The organism is Clostridioides sp. ES-S-0123-01 (assembly GCF_020658415.1).
Classification (GTDB): Bacteria; Bacillota; Clostridia; order Peptostreptococcales; family Peptostreptococcaceae; genus Clostridioides.
The window spans coordinates 97,403-120,128 of the sequence record NZ_JACVWD010000001.1 but is presented as its reverse complement, the minus strand read 5'-3'; the positions used below and the strand labels follow the sequence as shown (position 1 = coordinate 120,128).

The following is a 22,726-nucleotide window of genomic DNA, read 5'->3' as shown; positions in this document are numbered from 1 at the left end:
ATAAAAATTACATATTATGAAGTTAAGCTTTTTAAATTATTAACCCTAACAAAAAACAAAAAAATAACTGATAGTATCAAAGCATTCTTAATATGCTTTAATAAAATCAGTTATTTATAATTTAATATAATTTTTAAAATTACCCTTTATAAGTAATTAGTGGTTTCATAGTTGCCACTACTTGAATAAGCTTATATTCTATCAAACTTTCAATAATTTGTTCTATATTTTTATATGCTTCTGGAGCCTCTTGAAATAACAAGTTTATATCATTACATAGAATATGACTTTTAAATTTTGTTTGTTTTATAGTATCTTTATTATACTTGTTTTTAAGACGAGATTTACAAATTGAACGAGACCATTTTCTACCAGCTCCATGTGATAGAGAATATAAAGACAGTTCTGTATTTTCAGTAGGCATAACTATATATGATAGACTTCCTCTTGAACCAGGTATAATTACAGCTCCTCTTTCACTTGAAACAGCACCTTTTCTATGTATGAATTTATCTTCCCTTTTTTCTATAAAATTATGATTTATAGACAATATTTTTTCAATATCTCTAGATATACCTATTGATTGCATGATTTTTTTACTAACAATTTCACGATTACGCTCTGACCAGATTAAAGCTTTATCATGATTTATCATATAATCTCTTTCTTTTTCACTTCCAACTTCAGTACCATTTTTATTATAAAATTTTTTAAGTATGGTTTCTCCGTAATTTCTTGACCCACAATGAACTAACATCATTATGTCATCAGGTGAAAATCTTAATAGTTCAAATTTTTCTTTATTGTGAATTTTATTTACACATTGAAATTCTATAAAATGATTTCCACTTCCAATAGTCCCCAAATTTGATATTGGGCATTCCTCTTCATATGGATTTATTATTTTTATATCAGATAAATCTTTAATTTCATAAAGACGTTTAATCCATCTATCTTTTTTAAATTTCTTTTTGGAAATTCCAGTTTTAAATAAAGTCATGCCACAACCTATATCATTTCCAATTATATGTGGATAGATAATATCTTTGGTTTCAACTGCTAGGCCCACAGGTATTTTACCTGCATGTAAATCAGGCAATCCTACTATTCTTAAAACTCCATTCAATTTTAAAATATCTTCAAGTTGTTTCTTTGCTATATCTTCAATCCAACACTTGTTACTTGCTATTATTTTTATTTCACTCATACTTTGCTCCTTTTTAATATACTCCTGCCTTTAAAAAGTAGCAAAAAGCTGTGACTTTTAGCCACAGCTTTTTTATTTTAAACTACAAAAGCAGGTGGCTATTTGTTAAAATACTCTTAAACGTTTAACACCTCATTATTTTTTGCTAACATAATAACCACTTCCTCTCATAATTAAAACAATACTAAAATTTTAATCTATATGTATATTATTTATAGACATTTATTTTAAAATGTACAATATATAATTTTTATATTATAGAACCTATAATAATCATTGAAATCATAACTATAGCTAAGCCAGCAACAACAATTTTTTTATGTAATTTTCTTCTCACTTTACTTTTATCTTCTTTTCTAACCTGAACAATTTTTTTTGGTTCTTCTTCTAATTTATCTTCAACCTCTATATATGCTTTTTCATACATTACCTTACTAAGGTCAACAATAATATCATTAGCTCTAGTATATTTATTATTTCTACCAAGCAGTCTTTTTATAACATTTATAAGTTCTATGTTTCCATTAATTGCTCTTATACTATTCCAATCTAGCCCTTTATCAATCAATTGTAACATTTTTTCTTCTGAATTTGCTTCTCCAAAAGGTAATTTCTTAAATATAGACTCAAATAAAATAAGACCTGTTGCGAAAAAATCACTCTCTCTATCAGTATAGTTTATACATAGTTGATGTGGACATAAATATCTTCTATTTCCATAGCTTCTTGTATTAACCCCATTATTTGCTTTTGTAATTCCAAAATCACAAATTTTAATATTATATTCTGTATTCACCATTATACTACTTGACTTTAAACTGCCATGATATGAATAATTTCTATGTATCATTTCTAAAGCTTTTAAAACTTGTATCATTATATTTATAATTGCTTCTAGATGAAGATAATTACCTAGAATTAATTCATCTAGGCCAATACCATCAAAGTCTTCACTTACAATATAATATAATGTTGTTTCTTCTGTGCAATGAATCCCAACATCAATTATTTTTAGTATATAAGGAGAGTTTATTTCATCTAAAGCAGTACTTTCATCAATTAAATTTGATACAAAATCTTCACAAATATAGTTATTGTGTTTTATAACTTTTATTAACACATTTTTTCTGTAAAAAACATCCCTAGCTTTATAGATTTTGTTAATTTCTAAAACGTCATCAGAATTTACTACCTCATACCTATTGCCTATAAAATTCAACCCTGTCACCTCCTCATACATTTTATATAACTAAATCTATTTATAATTATACCAATATATAGGAATATTTTCTATATATTAATGATTCTAATATCAAAACGACAATTAGTAAGTCTACTCTTATACAAAAAACAAGAGAGTTATCAACTCTCTTGTTTTTTGTATCAATTCAATATTAAGCTAAAAAATAATCTATTTTTTCAATTCTTTATAAGAACTATTTGATATATGTTCTCTTTTTATGACTTTTCCATTTGAGTCTTTATACACCCTATATGTAGAATATTTATCTTTTCCAGTGTTTTTTACTTCTATAGATATATTTGGTTTATCACCAGAATTGCCATATACTATAGATGATACACTTCCTCCACCTGCATAATTTTTAATATATACAGGATGGTTATATGGATTTTTAAATTTTAAATTTAATCCTCCATCACTTACCGTAGCATCTCTACCTCTTGGTACATAAGTAGATGCAGATGAGTGGTTTGTAACTTGTGTTATTTCCATACCTGAAAGAAGAGCTGCATTATAAACTGTTGAAGATGTTTGACAAACACCTCCACCTGCTGATTGCTCTAATTTTCCATAAACTATAACTGGTGCATCTTTGTAACCATTAGCTTTATTGCTAGGCCCTGTAAGCTTATTATATGAAAATTCTTCACCTGGCATTAGTAAAACATCACTAGTTTTTCTTGCTGACAATGCCACATTATATGCTCTACCTGATACAGATTGAGAATATGTTGTTGAATATTGACCTATAACAGAATTCACAGATTTTACTTGTTCTGTCGTTATATCTGGTTTTTGAAGGTTTACTTTTAGTTCTAAAGGCTTATGCTCTTTATTTTTTATCATGTTGTATATAGATTCTTTATTTGATGCCAAGTCAAATTCTCTACCTATAACAGACTCTGTGTAATTTAATCCACCACTTCCAACACTAACTGAAGCATTTTTCATTTTAACGTTGATGCTATCTGCTACTGAAGATACTTGAGCACTAAGTTTTGCCTCATCATATCCAGATTCTATTTTCAGGGATAGCTTATTTATTCTTATATCAATATACTTCTTTAAGTTTTGAAAGTAAGAACCTTTTTTTGTACTCTCATAAGCATTTTTTACAACTTCTTCTGTGTTATATTTTAAATCAATATCATTTGGAGATATTTTATAATCTTTTCCATCATAAGTAAGATTCAGGTCTTCTGGAGTATACTTATCTGTTACAGCTTTTAATGCTTCTTCTTTGCTCATATCGGATACATTTATATCTTCTATATATACATTTTTAGCTATTTTCCCATTATATAGAAATTTGTTGTTAAAAAAATAAGTAGACACACCAATCGCTACAGCTAAAACTGCTAACACTATTATAAAATTTCGTTTTTTTTCTTTTCCTAATTTTGAAACCCTTGTTGTACTTCTGCTCATAAATTCACCTCATTTTAACACTAACTTAATTTATCTTAATTTTGCTTATTAAAGTTTCCCTTTCAAAACTACTTTAGATTATATTTGAATAGCTTTTTTTAAACAAGGCATTTAAGCAAATGTAACTTTATTGTAAATTTATGTCTTATAATTAGATTTCTTTTTGACACTTTTTAATTATATTTTTTTAATTATACCTTAATAAAAAATTTACTCTTTATTTACGAATATTGATTAAGTTACATTAAAAATCAAATATATCCTATTACTGGATAATGGTCTGATAAATAAATCTTCTCTACTATATATCCTTTTAGTTCAGTTTTTCTATCAACAAAAATATAATCTATCCTAGAATTTGACTTTTCAAAGGTTGCAAACTGAGATTTATTTAGACAAACAGCCATATCACTAAACATATCTAAAGAGATATTTTTTTCATTGAAATCACCACATAAAACAACAGCTCCTACTAATCTATTTCTATAGTCTATTATTTCATCCAGTTGCTTTGCTCTCTCTTCTCTATCTAAACCTAAGTGAACATTTATAATATTTATAATTCTTCCATAATCATCTACAGTTATACAAAGTGCTCCTCGCTGTTCTTTTTTACTAGTTAAAAAAAAATGATTATTGTTTAATATTTTTAATTTTGTAAATGTACAAATTCCATATAACATATTTACCTTTTTTACATTTGTGGCAAATACACCATCCATATTTAAAACAGCCTTTAAAGCTAAAAATTGAGGGTATAGTACTTCCTGCAAACAAACTACATCACAATTTAAGTTCTTTAAATATATTCCCATTTTAGATAATGTCAATTTATTATTTGAATCCATACCTTTATGAATATTGTAGGTTACTATTTTCATTAATATCACCTCTTATGCAGTATTATGCCCTTGAGATTTAAACTCATTTATTTTTTAGTTTATAAAACACTGTACTGCTTTCTAAAACTCAAGTAATCACAGATTTTATCACAAAAAAACCTAACTTAAGTATTTATATTCTACATAAGTTAGGTTTTACAAAATTTTATAGTATTTATTTTATGCATTTTTAATGATGATTCTCCTTTTTTATTTTTTTCAATTTGCCTTCACTTACAACAAATAAAAATCCCATCTTTTTATATATTTCATCTAATTCAATTAAAGTCACTTCACCATTTTTTAAATTTGTTAATGTTATATCCTGTATTTTTCTTGATGGAATTATCATAAGTTATCAACACTCCTTTAAATTCTTTTTATCTTTATATTTAAATATATTTATGCATTGTGATATATATTCATAAATTATTAAAATAATTTCAAAAAACATTCGTTCTGCAAACATTCGTTCTATATATTTATTATACATCATACAAACGTTCGATTCAATATAAAAATTAAATATATATCGTTATTGGTAATTTTTACAATATTATTCACTAAATATGTCAAAACAACTTTTTAAAACGACTTATTTTGCCAAATAAAAAAAATTATTTCGATAAAAGCTTATGCTTAAATTGAAATAACTTTTTTGATATGAATTATTTAGCTTTATACTATAGTTTCATTAAGCTAACATATGTAATATTTGAGTAACTATAAGAGCACAATAAGTTCCTATAACATTTCCTAAAAGCCCCATAAGTACACCTACTGGAATTAATACTGGATTATGAACCCCAGCAATCATTGGTGCTGTAGTTACACCACCTATATTAGCTATACTTCCTACCTCACAAGTAAATAAGTCTAATTTAAATAGTTTTGCAAGTCCTATAAATGAAATGGCATGTACAAGAACTACTACTAATCCAAACATTATGTAAACAGGAGCCTCTGATAGTCCAAAGAAATTTGCTTTACTTCCTGTTGCTGCAAGAAGCAAGTACATAAACACATTTCCTACTAATGTACTTCCTTTAAGTTTTGATATCTTAGTCATACCTAACAGTATTGATACTGTAGAGGCAACAAGCACTACCCACATAGTCTCATTAAGTATGCCTGAAGTTGGAAGTATCTTAGATACAATCTGTGCAAATGCTGCAACTCCAAATCCAACAGATAATAAAGTCATAAGTTCCACAAACGTAGGTGCTGTATTATCTTTATTTTCTTTCTCAAGCTTTGCTGTAACCTCATCTATAAAACTTGTATCACATTTTGTCCATTTGTTAAATTTAGGTCCAAATTTTACAGACATTAGACAAACAGACATCCATACTGTATATCCTATAGAACCCATAAGTATTGCATAACTAAGCCCTTCTTCTGCAACACCTAAAGCATTAGCTGCTGCAATCATATTTGATGAACCACCTATCCATGACCCAGATGCTGCACCAAGAACTTTCCATGAATCTGCACCCATTGAACCTTTAAAAATTATAAAGGCTATAACAAATCCAAGCATAAATGTCAATGTAGCACAGAAAAATGATAATAACATTTTAGGGCCCATTTTTAATATTTTTCTTAAATCACATTGAATTAATAAGAATACTAACATTAATGGTAGAAAATTTACGGTTATTATATTCTGATAGATACCAACTTCTTCATTTTGTGCAAATAAACCAAATGATGCAAGTATAGCAGCTCCTAAATAGATTAAAAGCATTGGATTAATAACATCGAATATCTTCCATTTTAATTTATCAACCATGTAAAAAATGCCACCTACAAATACAACTAAAAAACTACAAAATACGAATCCGTTTTCAATCACATTATACACACCCTCTCTTTTTCTAAGTAATCCAGATTTTTTATAATTCCTAATAAATTTTTTCCCAATAATGAAAATAATTAAAATAAACTTTTTTATTTATATTTAGCTAATTAAATACATATATAACCAACTATTTACACATATTAATAAAGGTTTACAGATTAATTACTTTAAAAACGAATAGTCTGAATTTAAAATCTTTTTCAAAAATTATTTTATTACTAAAATCTTTATTTGTAAAGAGAATTAAACTAAATATTTTATTTATTTGTTTTTATTTGTTTATTTGTTTTTTATTTATTTTTATTATTTATACAATAAAACTATTTTCAACTTAAACCCATATAATATAAATTAATTTTACCTTATATATTATTTTTTTTAATAGATTTAGAAATTTTTCTTTCAAATACAGTTTTCAGAACATTCGTATTTATGTTATAATTTGTATGAATATACATTTTTTAGGAGGAAATAATATGAATTTAAATTTAACTAATACTATAAATTTGATGAAGAAGTATCTTGATATACCAAGTCCAGCTGGATATACTGAAAATGCAGTTTTAGAAAGCAAAAAGGATTTTGAAACTTTAGGTCTTAATACTACTCTTACAAAAAAAGGTGCTCTTATAGCTACTCTTCCTGGTGAAGATGATTCAAATCAAATAACAATATCTGCACACATGGATACACTTGGTGCTATGGTAAAAGAAATATCACCAGATGGTACTCTTAAATACCATAAAGTCGGTGGTGGTTGTTGGGCCGCTATAGAAGGTGAAAATTGCACTGTTATAACTAGAAAAGGTAAAAAAGTTAGAGGAAGTGTTGTGTTTAAATACGCTTCTACTCATATATATGGACAGACAAAAGCTGCATCTGAAAGAAATGAAGAAACAATGATTATTAGACTTGATGAAAAAGTATTTAATAAACAGGATATTTTGGATTTGGGAATAAATGTTGGAGATTTTGTATGTCTAGACCATCGTTTTGAAACTACAGAATCTGGTTTTATAAAATCTAGATATATAGATAACAAAGCAGCTGTAGCAATGGTTCTTGAAATAGCTAGATACTTTAAGGAAAACAACTTAATACCTAAGCATACTACTAACTTTTATATAAGTAATTATGAGGAAATTGGACATGGTGTCTCTAAAGCTTTACCTGAAAAAACTAGAGAATTTGTAGCAATAGATATAGCACCTACTGGACCAAGTCAAACATCTAGTGAACATGGTGTAACTATAGTTGCAAAAGATAACTTATCTCTATATGATTTTAGTTTAAGAAATAAACTTGTAGATGTTGCAGAAGATAATAATTTAGATTATGCTGTCGATGTATTTACTTTTTATGGTTCAGATGCTTCAGAGGCTATTCGTTGGGGAGAAGATGTTCAAATAGCTTGTGTTGGCCCTGGAACAAATAATAGCCACCACTACGAAAGAACTCATATAGAAGCAATTGAAAATACTCTAAAACTTCTTATAAACTACATGCTAAAAAAATAATTAACTATATATTTTATTAAAGTCATTTCTTTGTAAATAACCAATTTTTATTTTTATACAAAAATTGGTTTTTCTATAGACTTAATCTCGATTTACTACTATTATATAAGTAACTTCAATTTTCTTTAGTTAATTTTTATATGATTCACACAAATTGTATAAAAATTTTCTTTAGCTAATTGTTGTTAAAATAAATTTTACAAGCTAACCCTACCAGAAAAGAGTTATCTAATCTGTAAGGAAATAGTTTAATATAGCACATTATAATTGTGTAATTAATAACTTTTCTTTTGTAGAAACTTTTCTTTAAAAAGAAAAGTTTTTTGATTTTGGATTTGTTTAAGAACATATTTTCTGAGTTAGGAGGATATTTATGAAAAAGGTTGCGGTTATAAGTGCTATTTTGGAAGAACCAAAAGAATGTCAGCTTAAATTTAATGAAGTTGTATCAACTTTTAAAGGTATTATTAAAGGTAGAATGGGAATTCCTTGTGAAGAAGAAGGTGTCTCAATTGTATGTATAGCAGTTGTTGGCGAAATGGATATTATCAATAGTTTGACTGGTAAATTGGGAAATATACCTCATGTATCTGTAAAAACTAGTATATCAAAAAAAGAAATTTAAGGTGGTGAGTACAAATGAGTCTAAATTCTACTCCACAATCAATAAGAGTACATATAGGTCTCTTTGGTAAAAGAAATGCAGGTAAATCTAGCGTAATAAACGCTATAACAAATCAAAGTGCTGCAATAGTATCAGATATTGCTGGAACTACTACAGACCCAGTATTTAGACCAATGGAAATCCTTCCTATAGGACCTTGTGTTCTTATAGATACTGCTGGTCTTGACGATGTTGGTGAACTTGGTGAGCTTAGAATAAGCAAATCATTAGATATTTTAGAAAAGACAGACATAGCTTTACTAGTAGTGGATTGCCAAATTGGTGTGTCAAAAGAAGATTTATCACTAATTGAAAAGTTTAATGATAAAAATATACCTCATATTTTAGTACTTAACAAGATTGATACAATTAAAAATCAATCTGAAATTTTAAACTTAACTAAAAATAAAGTTAAATGTCCAGTTGTTTCTGTCTCATCAACAGATAAAATTGGAATTGAAGATTTAAAAAATGAAATAATAAAGGTTTTGCCTAAAGACAGTAATGAGTTTAAATTGGTATCAGATTTAATCGAGCCAAATGATTTAGTTGTCTTAGTTGTTCCAATAGATAAGGCAGCTCCAAAAGGTAGGCTTATACTTCCTCAACAGCAAGTTATAAGAGATATTTTGGATATTGGAGCAATTTCTATAGTTACAAAAGAAGATAGCTTAAAAGAAACTCTATCTAATTTAGGTAAAAAACCTAAGCTTGTTATTACTGACTCTCAAGTATTTCCACAAGTGGATAAAGATACTCCAAAAGATATTCCTCTTACATCTTTTTCTATATTGTTCGCTAGACAAAAAGGAGACCTTAAAGAATTAATTGATGGTGCCTATGCTTTAGAAAATTTAAAAGATGGTGACAAGGTCTTGATGGCTGAAGGTTGCACTCATCACAGACAAACTGATGATATTGGAACAGTTAAAATCCCTAATATGATTAGAAAGAAAACTGGTAAAAATATTACTTTTGAATTTAGTTCTGGAGTATCTTTCACTGAAGATATAACTAAATATGCACTTGTAGTTCACTGTGGAGCTTGTATGATGAATAGAGCTGGAATGTTATCTAGAATAGAAAAGGCAAAATCTTTCAATGTACCTATCGTAAACTATGGTATTTTAATAGCATATACAAAAGGTATTTTGGAAAGATCCCTTGAACTTTTCAATTACTAAAAATTTAAATATATTTAATAAATACATACTAAGATATGACTAAAAATAAGATTAAATACTTTATAGATAAACTTTACAGCATTAATTCACTAAGCTTTGATGAACTACTATACTTAATAGAGAATATCGACAATGAAGAATATAACTTTGAACAAAATTTGAGAAACTATCTTTACAAGCAAGCTAGCGATATGAGAAATAAACACTATGGAAATAGAGTCTACTTAAGAGGGCTTATAGAACTTACAAACTACTGCAAAAACAATTGTTACTACTGTGGTATACAATCTTCTAACAAAAATATTACAAGATATCGACTTTCAACGGATGAAATACTTGAATGTTGTGATATAGGTTATAAGATAGGATACAGAACTTTTGTTTTACAAGGTGGTGAAGACACATATTTTACTGATGATAAGATATGTGAGATTGTTTCAAGTATCAAAAATAAATATGAGGATTGTGCTATAACATTATCATTAGGAGAAAAAAGCTATGACTCCTATAAAAAATACTTTTTAAGTGGTGCAGATAGATATCTTTTAAGACATGAAACTGCTACAGACAGCCATTACAAAAAATTACATCCGCCAAACATTGAACTTAGAACTAGAAAAGAATGCCTTAAAAACCTCAAGGAAATTGGTTATCAAGTAGGTGCTGGATTTATGGTTGAGTCACCATTCCAAAGCAATGAGGACCTTGTTCGTGACTTATTATACCTAAAAGAGTTAAATCCTCATATGGTTGGTATAGGACCTTTTATCCCACATCATGATACAATCTTTAAAGATTATAAACATGGTGATTTAGAAAAAACACTACTTATGCTTTCAATTACAAGACTTCTACTTCCAAAAATCTTATTACCTGCTACAACAGCTCTTGCATCTATAAACCCTAGTGGTAGAAATGCAGGTCTTTTAGCTGGTTGTAATGTAATTATGCCAAACCTTTCTCCTCAAGAATTTAGAAAACAATATTCTCTTTATGATAACAAAGCCTTTACTGGTCAAGAAGCTTGTGAATATCACCAGAGTTTAGAGGAAAATATCAAGTCACTAGGACTTAAAGTTGACTACTCTCGTGGTGATAATATTGAATGGAGGCGTTTGTAAATGTTCATAAAACATGAACTTATTAATTCTTTGTTAGAGGATGCAAAAAATTCAACTTCTGATGATATTGAGAAAGTACTTGATAAGGCTGATAGAAGAGAAAAACTTAGTTATAAAGATATAGCTACACTTCTTGAAGTAGAAGATAAAAAACAACTTGATAGATTATTTAGTATAGCTGGGCAAATAAAAAATGAAATATATGGTAATAGAGTGGTTTTATTTGCCCCTCTTTATGTATCAAACTACTGTGTAAATGAATGTGTTTACTGTGGTTTCAATACATGTAATAAATTTAAAAGAAAAAAACTTACTATGGACGAAATAAGAGAAGAAGTTAAAATACTTGAAAAAATGGGTCATAAAAGACTTGCTTTAGAAGCTGGTGAAGACCCTAAAAATTGTGATATAAATTATATATTAGACTGCTTAGATGCAATTTATTCAACATATAATGAAAATGGAAACATAAGAAGGGTAAACGTTAACATAGCAGCTACTAGTGTAGAAGAATATAAACTACTAAAAGAAAAAGGAATAGGAACTTATATACTATTCCAAGAAACTTACCATAAACCAACATTTATAAAGATGCATGGTCAGTCTATAAAAAATGATTACTACTACCATTTAACAGCTTTTGATAGAGCCATGGAAGCTGGAGTTGATGATGTTGGTGCAGGAGTTTTATTTGGTCTAGCTGACCCTAAATTTGAAGTTTTAGGACTTATGATGCATAATGAACACCTAGAAGAAAAATTTGGTGTAGGATTCCATACTATATCTTTCCCTAGATTAAAAAAAGCTGAGGGTATGAGTTTAGAAAATTTCCCTCATTTAGTTTCTGATGATATGTTCAAAAAAATTGTAGCTATAACTAGATTGGCAGTTCCTTTTACTGGAATTATAATGTCTACTAGGGAAACTGCTGAAATGAGAAATGAATTACTAAAATATGGTGTATCACAAGTTAGTGCAGGTTCTCTAACAGGTGTTGGTGGATATAAAGCATATGAAGATGGTGACAATACAGAACAATTTGAGGTTGGAGACCACAGAAGCCCTGTAGAAGTCCTTAAGGAATTAATCACTGATGGATATATCCCTAGTTACTGTACAGCCTGTTATCGAAAAGGTAGAACTGGAGATAGATTTATGAGTTTGGCTAAGAGTCGTCAAATTCACAATGTCTGCACACCAAATGCACTTACTACATTGAATGAATTTTTAATTGATTATGGTGACGAAGAACTTAAAGCTATGGGTAAAAAACTTATTACTGAAGAAATATCTAAGATAGAAAGAGAAGACATAAGAAACATCGTATCTAACAATATGACTGCCTTAGAACGTGGGGAAAGAGATTTATACTTATAAAATTTTATTCGTTGTATATTATTATTGTATATTCTATAGGTTAGTAGTAATATTATCTAAAGGGAAAGTTTAAGGGAGGGAGATTAACATTGAAAGATAACAACAATACCAATAAAACTATTCAATTTGGAGAAAAAAAAGCTAGCCTAGAAAACAATATTCAAAAAAATAAAAATGTCAAACTTGATGATACACACAAAGTCATTCCTTACCCTAAAAATAGAAAAAAGGATGATAAAAAGAAGAATAACAAAAAAAAGAATACAAATATAAATAAACATAAGGTCAATAAAGATAATTATGGACATTCTTTTTTTAATAACAAATACAAATATAAAAGAAAACCATATGTTATTGCTTTATACACAGTAATTTTTATTCTTTTAGCAATTTTGATTATAACAAAACTGACAGATAGTTCGAGTAAGAGTAACTACTCTCGCAATACTGTTTCTAATACTCACAAAAGTAATACCCAAAACATAACCTTTAATGAATCGACTAATCTTCTTACTTGTGGGTAACTTAAAAGAGTTATCTCATTTCAGAAATTATTTTCTAAAATTGAGATAACTCTTTTTTATTTAATATCTATTTTACCAACCTTGAGTTACTTCATAAACTTCGTCACCAATTCTACCATTTAAATAATCATCTATTGCAGAATCTATAATACTCATTGCTTTATCTACTTCTTCCTTAGTTATTACTAAAGGTGGTTGTACTCTTAAAGTGGATTGTCCTAAGAATATCATTATCAAACCAGTTTGTATACATCTGTAGCATATCTTAGCTGTAGCATCTGGATGTTTTTCAGTAGAACCTTTTCCTTTAACTATATCAACTCCTATAGATAAACCTAAGCCTCTTATTTCTCCAATTATATCGTATTTTTCTTTTAGTTTTTCAAATCCTGCTTTAATATAATCTCCCATTTCTATACTCTTTTGAAGTAAATTTTCTCTTTCAATTATTTCTATAGATTTTAAAGCAGCTACACATACTGTTGTATTTCCAGCTAAAGTAAATAGATGTGCTGGTGCATCAAGACTTTGCATTATTTCTGTTCTTCCAACAACTGCTCCTAAAGGTAATCCTCCACCAACAGATTTTCCAAGAACTATAAGGTCTGCTTCAACACCAAAATTTTCTATACCAAACCATTTACCTGTTCTTCCCATACCTTGCTGTATTTCATCACTTATAAGTAGTATTCCATTTTCTTTACATATTTTACTTAATCCTTTAATCCATTCTACTGGAGGCACTATTATTCCTGCATCTCCTGCAATTGGTTCTATAAATATTGCAGCTACTTCTTCTACTGGTAAGTAGTGTGCAAAAGCATATTCCATTTCATCTAAACATTCTTTGGCAGTTCTATTTTTATCTGGATAATGGAAGTGATAAACTTCTGGTAATAATGGACCCATTTTTCTTCTCATATTTGTACTTAATGCAGATATAGATATAGCTCCATAAGTACTTCCATGATATGATTCACACATAGATATTATTTTTGTTCTTCCAGTATATCCTCTTGCTAATTTTATAGCAGCATCTATACAAGCAGAGCCTGTTGCGCTGTATAATACTTTCTTATCATTATCTCCAGGGGCTATTTCCACAAGCTTTTCAGCTAACTTTACAGGAGGATCACTATGAAAATATGCAAGTGTATATTGTGTGATATCATCCATTTGTTCTTTAACTGCTTGTGAGATTTCCTTATTTCCATGACCTACATTTGCAGAGCCTGCACTTGCTAAAAAGTCTACATACTCATTACCTTCATAATCATATAACATCGCACCTTCACCTGATTTAAATGCTACTGGATAATAAGGTATTTTTTGAGTCTTAGCAACATATTTTTTTTCTTCTGTACTTATCATTTGACTAGTTATCTCGCTCATTGGCAAATCATTCCCCTCTTTAAGTAAATTTATATTTTTAGAATTATTGCAATTTATAAAGATATTTTTATATAAAATTCTTTATATACTAATGTTAGTATTTTTGACACAAATTGTCAATATATGTTTTTATAATTTTCAAAATATTTGTTATTCAGAGATAATATATTTTATTTTCAGCAAATCAACTCTATTTCTCCAAAAAATAAAGAACTCTATTCTATTATAATAGAGTTCTTTGCAAATTATCTTATAAATACTATTTTTCTATTTATTTCTAATTAAATCATATTATCATCTTTTATTATCATTAATGATTTCTTTAAAATATTGTAATTGTTCTTGTTGTTTTTTATGTTTTATATCTGGGAAAGCCTTGATAATTCTTTTTTGTAAGATAATATTAGATTCTATACGGTCTAATTTACTGTTTATTTTGTTTAATTTTTCTCTGGCTTCTAACTCTTCACTATTTATTGTTTTAAATAAAGCTTGTATCTCTCTTCTATCAAACTTATCCAATTTCATGTTTATACCATTTAGGTCTGTAATTATTTCATCTAATAAATTGAGCTTCATGTCTAATTTTTTAAGTGATATGATAGTAACAATTAAATCCACAATTGTCCATAAAGTCGTAATTACCACTATTGAAATTAATATATTATACGGAATAGTACTCACAATATATTCTATATAGGGATGTATAAATTTTATTATTACAACAGACATTATTCCAAAATATATTGCATTTTTTAAACAGACTCTTCCCTTTACATTAAATTTTTGGTCAGAATAATCCCACCATTTAGCATGGAATAATGTTTCTAAAATAAATCCTGTAAAATATTCTAGTATTGTAGTCAAAATCATTCCTATCAAAAATAAAATAATTATATTGTCAAACCTGCCTAATATTGATATCACAAGTACTGCTCCAAAACCATAAACAGGACATATTGGGCCATTTAAAAAACCTCTATTGATTATCCTTTTGCTTGCTATAGAACATCCTGCACTTTCTACTACCCATCCTAGAAATGAATATATAAAAAAATACAAAATATATTTTATTATCTCCATAATTTATCTCTACTCCTTCAATAGTTGATATATTTTTGTGCATAATGTAAAAATAATTGTAGAAATAGTTTTTTCGTTTTTTACTTTTGTTATTCTTTTTTGTTGGATATTCTATTCATCTAATCCGATTAATAATCTAGCAGCTGTAATTCCATGTTCATCTTTTGGTCGATTATACTTATCAATCCAAATCTCAAATGTATCAGATTTCTTTAACAGAGGCAAATTTTTAGCATCAAATTCTTCATATCTAATTATATCTTTATTCTCTCCTTCAGTGATTACAAAGGATATTAGTTTTGTATTTTTACTTAGATAAACTTTTATATTACCACTCTTATCCATTAAATTATCTGGACTCTTTATATTATTATTACAAGCTGCCTTAATAGTTAATACACCATTTTTAAAGCTTTCAAATGAGCCAATTATATCTCCCTCATTTTTATCTATATCTTTAATTATTTCCTTATTTTCTTCAACTAATATTCTTGAAACTTGTTTATCTGGCTTGAGTTTAAAAGTTAACAAGCTTTGGTAATTTGTAACAATGACACCTAATCCTATTACTCCCAAAACTATGCTTGTACTTATTATGGCTTGGAATTTCTTAATGTTATTAGGAAATAATTTGGTCACCTTTGTATAAATAATAATACCAAGTATCCCACCTAATGAATTTAGAAGCACATCATCTATGTCACTGCTTCCAATAGCTAAAATATATTGTATTAATTCAAATCCTAAACTAATAAGAGAAATTATTATAATTATAGTTTTTTTATCTAATTTTTTTAATACTACAGGAAGAAAAATTCCCATTGGAATAAATATACCAATATTACCTATGATATTTGCAATAGCTCTTATAAGACTAATGTTACTATCTGTCATAAATTCCCATACTGTATAGAATGGAATTAAGTTGACAGACCTAAATCCACCCTTGAAAATGGCATAAATTGGTACATCTTTAAATAAAATTATCCTTATAGTTATTAGAACATATACAAAAAATATTATGTATATAATTGATAATAATAATTTTTCTGAAGTTCTACACATGTCTTTTTTCAATAATAACACCTTCTCTCTTCTAATATTTTAATAATGCCAACAAGTGTTTAAGATGCCTTTAAAATTTTCTTAAATTTTCCTTAAGTGTTAAATTAAAACATATTAAAAAGGTCTATACTTTAAAATATAGACCTTCATAAATTTCATTATAGATACATTTTATTAAATGACAAACAATTTAAGTGTAGAACAAACAATAACCAAAGTTAAAAGTAATCTAGCATATAAAAAATTTTTTTCTTTAAGCATAACTCCTGCAACTCCAAGTATAAAAAAGAGAGATGCAATAAATTTACCAAGAATATTATTACTTGGATAAGAACTAAAATACATGAAACAAAGTACAAATGTATATACACCTATTGCATTAAATACAATTGTGTTAGATGCTATCTTGCCTTTATTAAAAAAGAAACAGAATATTGATACTAAATCTAAAAACAAAAATACATAAAACATGACTTTTAAAACGCCCATACTTATACCCCCTAAAAAATTTAATTATAATATCTGCTTTATTTCATACAATTCTCAATATACCCAATATAAACTTATAATCTTAATATAATAATAGTATAAGTTTATATTATTGGTTTATTACATCTTATATTTACATTACTGGTTTATTACTTCATATTCATACATATTATAATCACATTCATACATATTTAAAGACTCATATGTTGCTTTTGCATTTATGTTTTCTTTTTCTACATATAATCTCATGCCAACAATATTTTCATCTCTATCACACATATTTTTTATATGATTAAATAAATAATTAAAGATGTTCTTTCTTCTATACTCTTTCTCTACATATACACTCTGAATCCAAAGAAAGTTTCCATTTCTCCAATCACTCCACTCATATGTATACATAATCTGTGCAACAACCTTATCAAATACTGTATATACATAGTATTTTCCTTTTCTTTCATCTAATAACAGCGCCCTTACACCTTTAGTTAAAACATCCATGTCAAGTTCTTTTCCTTCTGTTTCTTTAGCTAAATTATAATTAAATCTCGCTATTATATCCAAATCATCTAAACGGGCTTCTCTTATCTCTATCAGTTCTTCATTTTCATATAATTCTATATAGTCCTTTTGTTCCATACTTATTCCCCCATATCTATTTTACGTATTACATTAATCTCTTTGTAATAATACATTATAAAATTTTTTCTAGTTTCATAAATGCATAATCGAAGGTAGATTCTAAGTTACCATTATTTTTTCCCCCACCTTGAGCTAAAACCTGACTTCCTCCACCTTTACCATCTATAAGACTTATTGCATCCTTCAATAAACTTCCCATATTAACAGCCTTCAAATTTTTAGAACATGCAAAAATCAAGTTTATTTTTTCTTCAAATCTAACAGCTAATAATGCAATTTTATTTTCATCTTCTGTAATTTTATTTGCAATTTTATTTACATATTTTAAATCTTCTTCATCATAAATTTTTTTAACAACTGAAATATTTCCAATCTTATTTGCATTTTCAACCATTTCTTTAACTTGATACTTAGCTACTATTTCTTCAAGTTTTCTTTTTTTACTTAGAGAATCTTCCACTTTCTCATTTAAATTTACAATTCCATTTATAGCATCTTCTTCACTACAACTTAAATATCTACAGATTTTAGTTAAATATATATCCCTTTTTAATACTTCATCTACAGCTCTTTTACCAGCCAAAAACTCTATTCTTGTACTAGACTTATGCTTCTCCCATTTCTTTATTTTTATCATTCTAAGCTCACTTGTTGATGTTGGATGTACTCCACAACACGCATTTGTATCTAAGTCACCTATTTTTACTACCCTTATTTCTTCATTTGTGTTTGGTAAAGCACGTCTTAACCAAATTTTTTTTAATTCTCTTTTAGTTGGAAGTAATGTTTCTACTTGTATATTCTGATGAATAATTTCATTGGCAAGCAACTCTATCTCTCTAATTTTTTCTTCATCTAAATTACCCTCTATATCCACTGTGCTGTACTCATTACCTAAATGAAAACCCGTTGTATTTGCATTAAAAGTCTTAAAAAAACATCCTGAGAGTACATGTTGTCCAAAATGTTGATGCATACCATCTTCTCTTCTATCCCAATCAATACTACACTTTACCTTATGTATCTTTATTGGTTTTTTATCTAATATATGATATACTTTTTTATCTTCTTCATATACACTTATTACTTCATAATTATCTATTTTTCCTAAATCTCCAAATTGTCCTCCTCCACCAGGGAAAAACGCTGTTTTATCCAACAAAACATGAAACTTATTTTCTATTTCTCTTATCTCAATTATTTCTGCTGTAAAATCTCTTATATACTGATTTGTATAGTATAACTTTTCCATTATGATTTTATCTCCATTTCCTTTATTGTAAACTGCCTTATTGTTTAAATATACACATATTTTAGGTTAAGTTTAAAGTAATTACACCAGATAGAGCTTAACCTATTTTTTAATAGTAATCTTCTACTATATTTTAACATATAGATATTAATGTTAACAAATTTATAATTATATATTATTTTAAATATTCAATAATATAAAGTATATTAACATTGCTTTTTTAAAAACTTTAGTATAAAATCATATTAAATAAATTTTCTGAAATGATAGAATATTGCAATCTATAAAAAACATATTTAATAACATATAGCATTGTATTATAAATATATCGTTTTATTTTGTAGGGGGAGTGATTTAAAATGCCAATAAAACCAAGAAAAATATCTATTGTAGGTTCAGGTCATGTTGGTTCACACTGTGGATTTAGTTTGATAACTCAAGGAGTTTGTGATGAACTCTTTATGATTGATATTGATGAAGCTAAAGCAAAGGCTCAAGCTTTAGATTTAGCTGATGCGGTTTCCTATCTTCCACATAAAGTACATATAGAAAAAGGAACTTTTAATGATTGTAAGGATTCTGATATCGTAGTGATAAGTGTTGCAGATTCTTCAGAAGGTCCTTTACGCAGACAAAACACAACTAGGTTAGACTTACTAAAACCAACTATTGGGATGATAAAATCTATAGTAAAACCTATAATTGATTCTGGATTTGATGGTATATTTATCGTTATTTCTAATCCAGTTGATGTAGTTACAAATTATATCTGGGAAAAGTCTGGTTTTCCTAAAAACAGAGTTATTGGAACTGGAACAGCTTTAGACTCAACAAGACTTAGAAGACTCTTATCTGAAGAAACTGGAATCGCTCAACAATCAATACAAGCTTACTCAATGGGTGAACATGGAGATTCTCAAATAGTTCCTTGGTCTCATGTTTCAATTGGTGGCAAACCAATTTTAGATATGATGAAGGATAATCCAGATACTTATGGCAAATTAGACTTACCATCAATAGTTGAAAAAAACAAGAAAACAGGTATAGGTATAATAAATGGCAAAGATTGCACAGAGTTTGGAATAGGAACTGCTTTAGTAGAAATTGTAAAGGCTATACTACATAATGAGAAAAAGATTTTACCAGTCTCTACATTATTAGAAGGTCAATACAATGAAGAAAATGTATTTGCAGGTGTTCCTTGTATTATAGGAAAAAGTGGGATTGAGGGAATTGTTGAAATCAATTTAACTAATGATGAGCAAGAAGGATTTAGTAAATCTTGTTCTGTTTTAAGAGACCATATTGCACTTTCAAAGACTATTTAGTTTTAAATCTATACGATTTATTCTTTAATTAACTTATTTAGATACTCTATAATTATTATAGAGTATTCTCATATGTATACATAAAACAAATTGTAAGGAGATGTTAAATTTGTCAATAAAACCAAGAAAAGTATCAATAATAGGAACTGGTCATGTCGGTTCACATTGTGGATTTAGTTTAATAACTCAAGGTGTTTGTGATGAACTACTGATGATTGATATAGATGAAAATAAAGCAAAGGCTCAAGCTTTAGATTTATCAGATGCAGTTTCTTATCTTAAACATGCTACAAAAATAAAAAGTGGAACACTTGATGATTGTAAAGATTCTGATATTGTAGTAATAAGTGCAGGTCCATTACCTGAAAAAAATCAGACTAGATTGGATACTCTTGAGTCTACAGTCAACATTGTAAAAACAATTGTAAAACCTATTGTTGATTCTGGATTTGATGGTATATTTATTGTAATTTCAAATCCAGTTGATATAATTTCTGATTATATTTGGAAAGTTTCTGGATTTTCTAAAAATAAAGTTTTGGGTACAGGCACTGCACTCGATTCTTCGAGACTTAGAAGGCTTTTATCTGAGGAAACAAATCTTCCTCAACAATCAATACAAGCTTATTCTATGGGTGAACATGGAGATTCTCAGATGGTTCCTTGGTCTCATGTTTCAATTGGTGGTAAACCATTATTTGATATTATGAAAGAAAATCCTAACACTTATGGAAAATTAAACTTAGATGAATTAACTGAAAAAACAGCTAGAGCTGGTTGGGATGTACTTTATGGCAAAGGTTCTACTGAATTTGGTATTGGTACTGCTTTAACAGAAATAGTAAAGACAATTTTTCATAATGAAAGAAAAATCCTTCCTGTTTCTACTTTATTAGATGGTCAGTATGGGCAAAAAGATGTGTTTGCTGGTGTTCCTGCCATAATTGGCATAAATGGAGTTGAGTCTATAGTAGAAATTAATTTAACTGATGATGAACAAAAAAAATTCAATAAATCATGTACTATTTTAAAAGAATACATTAAAATTGCTAAGGATATTTAGATTAATACCATATTAGAATACATATTTAAGTTAATAGCATATTTTAAGTGTATCTCAAATTTAATATTGAAAGCAGGTAAATTTCTTATGATAAAAAATTATCTTAATAAACCTTAAATTTAAATCATAAATACCTGCTTTTATCTTTCAATATTAAAATATTAATTTATCTTTTCCCATCAAATTTTATAACTTTACTTTTTTTCTTTGTATTTTGAGATAGGAGTCCATTTTTCAATCCCATCAATAATTCTAGGTCTTCTGGATAAAGACTTATTCCTATATCTCCTAAATTTGATACTATATTGTCTGTGTTCATTATTTTGTTTTCTATCAGTAATTCGACTGCTTTTTTTAAATATACTGGACTTACACCCTTCATTTTATCTAATGGTTCTTCTATTAACCATCCTCGTTTATCCATTTCGCTCATAAGATAATTATACTTTTTATAGCTTATCTCACCTAAATTGTATGCTCTAAAAATCATAACAGATATAGGTACAATCCATTTTTGCTTTAGTTCTACATAATAATCTAGGTCTTCTGGATAAACCAAGTCTTCTAAAAAAGTCTCTCTTGGAAGCAAAAATGCACAGGCATATTCATCTGCTAAGAATTGCTTATTTGGTATTCCCAATTGACTTGATATTATATATCCAAGCTCATAGGCTAAATCATAGTTTCTAATTGATGCTGATTTTTTATCATTCCCAAGAGATATTAGATATTTAGTTTCTTTACCTATTCTCTGTTTTTGAGTAAATACGGTTGCTCCTTTTCTATCTACATTCATTCCTGATATTATAATCCCATTAGCCTCTAATAAACTTACCATATTTACTATTGGATTGTTGTTTAAATTCCAAAGTTCTCTAGTCTTATTAGCAAGACTTTCTATATCATTTATATTAACATCCTTAATTAGTTTTCTATTTGGTAAGTTTTCTTTTGGAAATTTTATATAACTTTCCATAAACGAGTATATTTTATGAATGATTATTATTTTTTCTCTATAAGAAATTTCCTCCACTCTAGGAAGTTTAGATTGAGGATTAAAATGACTATCTTCCACAATAACATTTATACTTTCGTTTTTATAAAAATACTCTTTTGGGAAGTTTAATATATTTGATAATTTTAATGCATTTTCAATATTTGGAACATACTTATTTTCTTCAAAAGCTTGTAAATCTTTTTTATTTATTTTAGTTTCTTTAGATAACTGCTCTAGAGTTTTAGCTCTAAAAACTCTAGCTGATTTTAATCTTTTTCCATTAAAGTCTTTTAAATTCATTTGTTTTCTCTCTTTCAAAAATTAAATTCTTTAGTCATACAAATATAAATTATAACATTACAATTAATAATTTATCATATTATTGGCAAAAAAACAAAAGATGAAAAC

Annotated in this window: 21 protein-coding genes; 8 read left to right on the top strand and 13 right to left on the bottom strand. The window is 27.6% G+C overall.

Annotation, left to right across the window (positions count from 1 at the left end; translation table 11 throughout):
* Nucleotides 1-139: 139 nt before the first annotated feature.
* From IC175_RS00505 to IC175_RS00480, 6 genes are all read right to left on the bottom strand, one after another.
* Nucleotides 140-1,207, bottom strand: a complete 1,068-nt coding sequence (locus tag IC175_RS00505) for an RNA ligase RtcB family protein (protein WP_227850983.1) — start codon at nucleotides 1,205-1,207, stop codon at nucleotides 140-142.
* 250 nt (nucleotides 1,208-1,457) lie between these two features.
* Nucleotides 1,458-2,435 (bottom strand): protein kinase domain-containing protein, encoded by a 978-nt coding sequence (locus IC175_RS00500; RefSeq protein ID WP_227434801.1) that lies wholly within the window; start codon nucleotides 2,433-2,435, stop codon nucleotides 1,458-1,460.
* Between the two features lie 183 nt (nucleotides 2,436-2,618).
* Complete coding sequence (locus IC175_RS00495; RefSeq protein WP_227434802.1) at nucleotides 2,619-3,878, bottom strand: VanW family protein; 1,260 nt, start codon at nucleotides 3,876-3,878, stop codon at nucleotides 2,619-2,621.
* Between the two features lie 251 nt (nucleotides 3,879-4,129).
* Nucleotides 4,130-4,759: an endonuclease/exonuclease/phosphatase family protein gene (locus tag IC175_RS00490; RefSeq protein WP_227434803.1), complete on the bottom strand. Its 630-nt coding sequence runs from the start codon at nucleotides 4,757-4,759 to the stop codon at nucleotides 4,130-4,132.
* Nucleotides 4,760-4,949: 190 nt separating this feature from the next.
* Entirely contained in the window at nucleotides 4,950-5,111 is a 162-nt protein-coding gene (locus IC175_RS00485; RefSeq protein WP_227434804.1) for a hypothetical protein, read from the bottom strand.
* A gap of 342 nt (nucleotides 5,112-5,453) precedes the next feature.
* Nucleotides 5,454-6,614 carry a DUF819 domain-containing protein gene (locus IC175_RS00480; protein WP_227434805.1) on the bottom strand — a complete coding sequence of 387 codons (1,161 nt, stop codon included), beginning with the start codon at nucleotides 6,612-6,614 and terminating at the stop codon, nucleotides 5,454-5,456.
* Between the two features lie 482 nt (nucleotides 6,615-7,096).
* On the opposite strand from IC175_RS00480, the gene IC175_RS00475 reads away from it, so the two are divergent.
* From IC175_RS00475 to IC175_RS00450, 6 genes are all read left to right on the top strand, one after another.
* Complete coding sequence (locus IC175_RS00475) at nucleotides 7,097-8,137, top strand: M42 family metallopeptidase (protein ID WP_227845927.1); 1,041 nt, start codon at nucleotides 7,097-7,099, stop codon at nucleotides 8,135-8,137.
* A gap of 373 nt (nucleotides 8,138-8,510) precedes the next feature.
* Nucleotides 8,511-8,762, top strand: a complete 252-nt coding sequence (locus IC175_RS00470) for a TM1266 family iron-only hydrogenase system putative regulator (protein WP_227434807.1) — start codon at nucleotides 8,511-8,513, stop codon at nucleotides 8,760-8,762.
* A gap of 14 nt (nucleotides 8,763-8,776) precedes the next feature.
* Entirely contained in the window at nucleotides 8,777-9,985 is a 1,209-nt protein-coding gene (gene hydF, locus IC175_RS00465) for a [FeFe] hydrogenase H-cluster maturation GTPase HydF (RefSeq protein ID WP_227482538.1), read from the top strand.
* A 35-nt stretch (nucleotides 9,986-10,020) separates the two neighbouring features.
* The gene (hydE, locus tag IC175_RS00460; protein WP_227850982.1) at nucleotides 10,021-11,106 is read left to right on the top strand and encodes a [FeFe] hydrogenase H-cluster radical SAM maturase HydE; all 1,086 of its coding nucleotides are present in this window, start codon (nucleotides 10,021-10,023) and stop codon (nucleotides 11,104-11,106) included.
* Nucleotides 11,107-12,483 (top strand): [FeFe] hydrogenase H-cluster radical SAM maturase HydG, encoded by a 1,377-nt coding sequence (hydG, locus tag IC175_RS00455; protein WP_227482537.1) that lies wholly within the window; start codon nucleotides 11,107-11,109, stop codon nucleotides 12,481-12,483. It abuts the gene before it with no gap.
* Nucleotides 12,484-12,572: 89 nt separating this feature from the next.
* The gene (locus IC175_RS00450; RefSeq protein WP_227482536.1) at nucleotides 12,573-13,007 is read left to right on the top strand and encodes a hypothetical protein; all 435 of its coding nucleotides are present in this window, start codon (nucleotides 12,573-12,575) and stop codon (nucleotides 13,005-13,007) included.
* Nucleotides 13,008-13,079: 72 nt separating this feature from the next.
* Here IC175_RS00450 and IC175_RS00445 read toward each other — a convergent pair whose 3' ends face one another.
* The 6 genes from IC175_RS00445 to IC175_RS00420 form a co-directional block, all read right to left on the bottom strand.
* Nucleotides 13,080-14,399, bottom strand: a complete 1,320-nt coding sequence (locus IC175_RS00445; protein WP_227850981.1) for an aminotransferase class III-fold pyridoxal phosphate-dependent enzyme — start codon at nucleotides 14,397-14,399, stop codon at nucleotides 13,080-13,082.
* Between the two features lie 294 nt (nucleotides 14,400-14,693).
* Nucleotides 14,694-15,482 (bottom strand): putative ABC transporter permease, encoded by a 789-nt coding sequence (locus tag IC175_RS00440; RefSeq protein ID WP_227850980.1) that lies wholly within the window; start codon nucleotides 15,480-15,482, stop codon nucleotides 14,694-14,696.
* Between the two features lie 111 nt (nucleotides 15,483-15,593).
* Nucleotides 15,594-16,559, bottom strand: coding sequence for a VanZ family protein (locus IC175_RS00435; protein WP_227850979.1), 966 nt, complete (start codon nucleotides 16,557-16,559; stop codon nucleotides 15,594-15,596).
* A 162-nt stretch (nucleotides 16,560-16,721) separates the two neighbouring features.
* A complete protein-coding gene (locus IC175_RS00430; RefSeq protein ID WP_227482533.1) occupies nucleotides 16,722-17,036 on the bottom strand; it encodes a hypothetical protein in 315 nt (104 codons plus the stop codon).
* A gap of 138 nt (nucleotides 17,037-17,174) precedes the next feature.
* On the bottom strand, nucleotides 17,175-17,675 hold the full coding sequence (locus tag IC175_RS00425; protein ID WP_227482532.1) for a GNAT family N-acetyltransferase: 501 nt from the start codon (nucleotides 17,673-17,675) through the stop codon (nucleotides 17,175-17,177).
* 55 nt (nucleotides 17,676-17,730) lie between these two features.
* A complete protein-coding gene (locus IC175_RS00420) occupies nucleotides 17,731-18,930 on the bottom strand; it encodes a DHHA1 domain-containing protein (protein ID WP_227850978.1) in 1,200 nt (399 codons plus the stop codon).
* 359 nt (nucleotides 18,931-19,289) lie between these two features.
* Here IC175_RS00420 and IC175_RS00415 point away from each other — a divergent pair, with 359 nt between their 5' ends.
* Nucleotides 19,290-20,258 carry an L-lactate dehydrogenase gene (locus tag IC175_RS00415; RefSeq protein WP_227434818.1) on the top strand — a complete coding sequence of 323 codons (969 nt, stop codon included), beginning with the start codon at nucleotides 19,290-19,292 and terminating at the stop codon, nucleotides 20,256-20,258.
* 109 nt (nucleotides 20,259-20,367) lie between these two features.
* Entirely contained in the window at nucleotides 20,368-21,321 is a 954-nt protein-coding gene (locus tag IC175_RS00410) for an L-lactate dehydrogenase (RefSeq protein ID WP_227434819.1), read from the top strand.
* Between the two features lie 166 nt (nucleotides 21,322-21,487).
* Here the strand turns inward: IC175_RS00410 and IC175_RS00405 are convergent, their stop codons facing one another.
* Nucleotides 21,488-22,618 (bottom strand): XRE family transcriptional regulator, encoded by a 1,131-nt coding sequence (locus tag IC175_RS00405; protein WP_227434820.1) that lies wholly within the window; start codon nucleotides 22,616-22,618, stop codon nucleotides 21,488-21,490.
* Between the last annotated feature and the right edge of the window lie 108 nt (nucleotides 22,619-22,726).

Excerpts from the sequence above, each read along its gene's own strand:
- IC175_RS00505 (WP_227850983.1), bottom strand. The coding sequence starts at position 1,207 with ATGAGTGAAATAAAAATAATAGCAAGTAACAAGTGTTGGATTGAAGAT.
- IC175_RS00495 (WP_227434802.1), bottom strand. The coding sequence starts at position 3,878 with ATGAGCAGAAGTACAACAAGGGTTTCAAAATTAGGAAAAGAAAAAAAA.
- IC175_RS00490 (WP_227434803.1), bottom strand. The coding sequence starts at position 4,759 with ATGAAAATAGTAACCTACAATATTCATAAAGGTATGGATTCAAATAAT.
- IC175_RS00485 (WP_227434804.1), bottom strand. The coding sequence starts at position 5,111 with ATGATAATTCCATCAAGAAAAATACAGGATATAACATTAACAAATTTA.
- IC175_RS00475 (WP_227845927.1), top strand. The coding sequence starts at position 7,097 with ATGAATTTAAATTTAACTAATACTATAAATTTGATGAAGAAGTATCTT.
- IC175_RS00470 (WP_227434807.1), top strand. The coding sequence starts at position 8,511 with ATGAAAAAGGTTGCGGTTATAAGTGCTATTTTGGAAGAACCAAAAGAA.
- hydF (WP_227482538.1), top strand. The coding sequence starts at position 8,777 with ATGAGTCTAAATTCTACTCCACAATCAATAAGAGTACATATAGGTCTC.
- hydE (WP_227850982.1), top strand. The coding sequence starts at position 10,021 with ATGACTAAAAATAAGATTAAATACTTTATAGATAAACTTTACAGCATT.
- hydG (WP_227482537.1), top strand. The coding sequence starts at position 11,107 with ATGTTCATAAAACATGAACTTATTAATTCTTTGTTAGAGGATGCAAAA.
- IC175_RS00445 (WP_227850981.1), bottom strand. The coding sequence starts at position 14,399 with ATGAGCGAGATAACTAGTCAAATGATAAGTACAGAAGAAAAAAAATAT.
- IC175_RS00440 (WP_227850980.1), bottom strand. The coding sequence starts at position 15,482 with ATGGAGATAATAAAATATATTTTGTATTTTTTTATATATTCATTTCTA.
- IC175_RS00430 (WP_227482533.1), bottom strand. The coding sequence starts at position 17,036 with ATGGGCGTTTTAAAAGTCATGTTTTATGTATTTTTGTTTTTAGATTTA.
- IC175_RS00425 (WP_227482532.1), bottom strand. The coding sequence starts at position 17,675 with ATGGAACAAAAGGACTATATAGAATTATATGAAAATGAAGAACTGATA.
- IC175_RS00420 (WP_227850978.1), bottom strand. The coding sequence starts at position 18,930 with ATGGAAAAGTTATACTATACAAATCAGTATATAAGAGATTTTACAGCA.
- IC175_RS00415 (WP_227434818.1), top strand. The coding sequence starts at position 19,290 with ATGCCAATAAAACCAAGAAAAATATCTATTGTAGGTTCAGGTCATGTT.
- IC175_RS00405 (WP_227434820.1), bottom strand. The coding sequence starts at position 22,618 with ATGAATTTAAAAGACTTTAATGGAAAAAGATTAAAATCAGCTAGAGTT.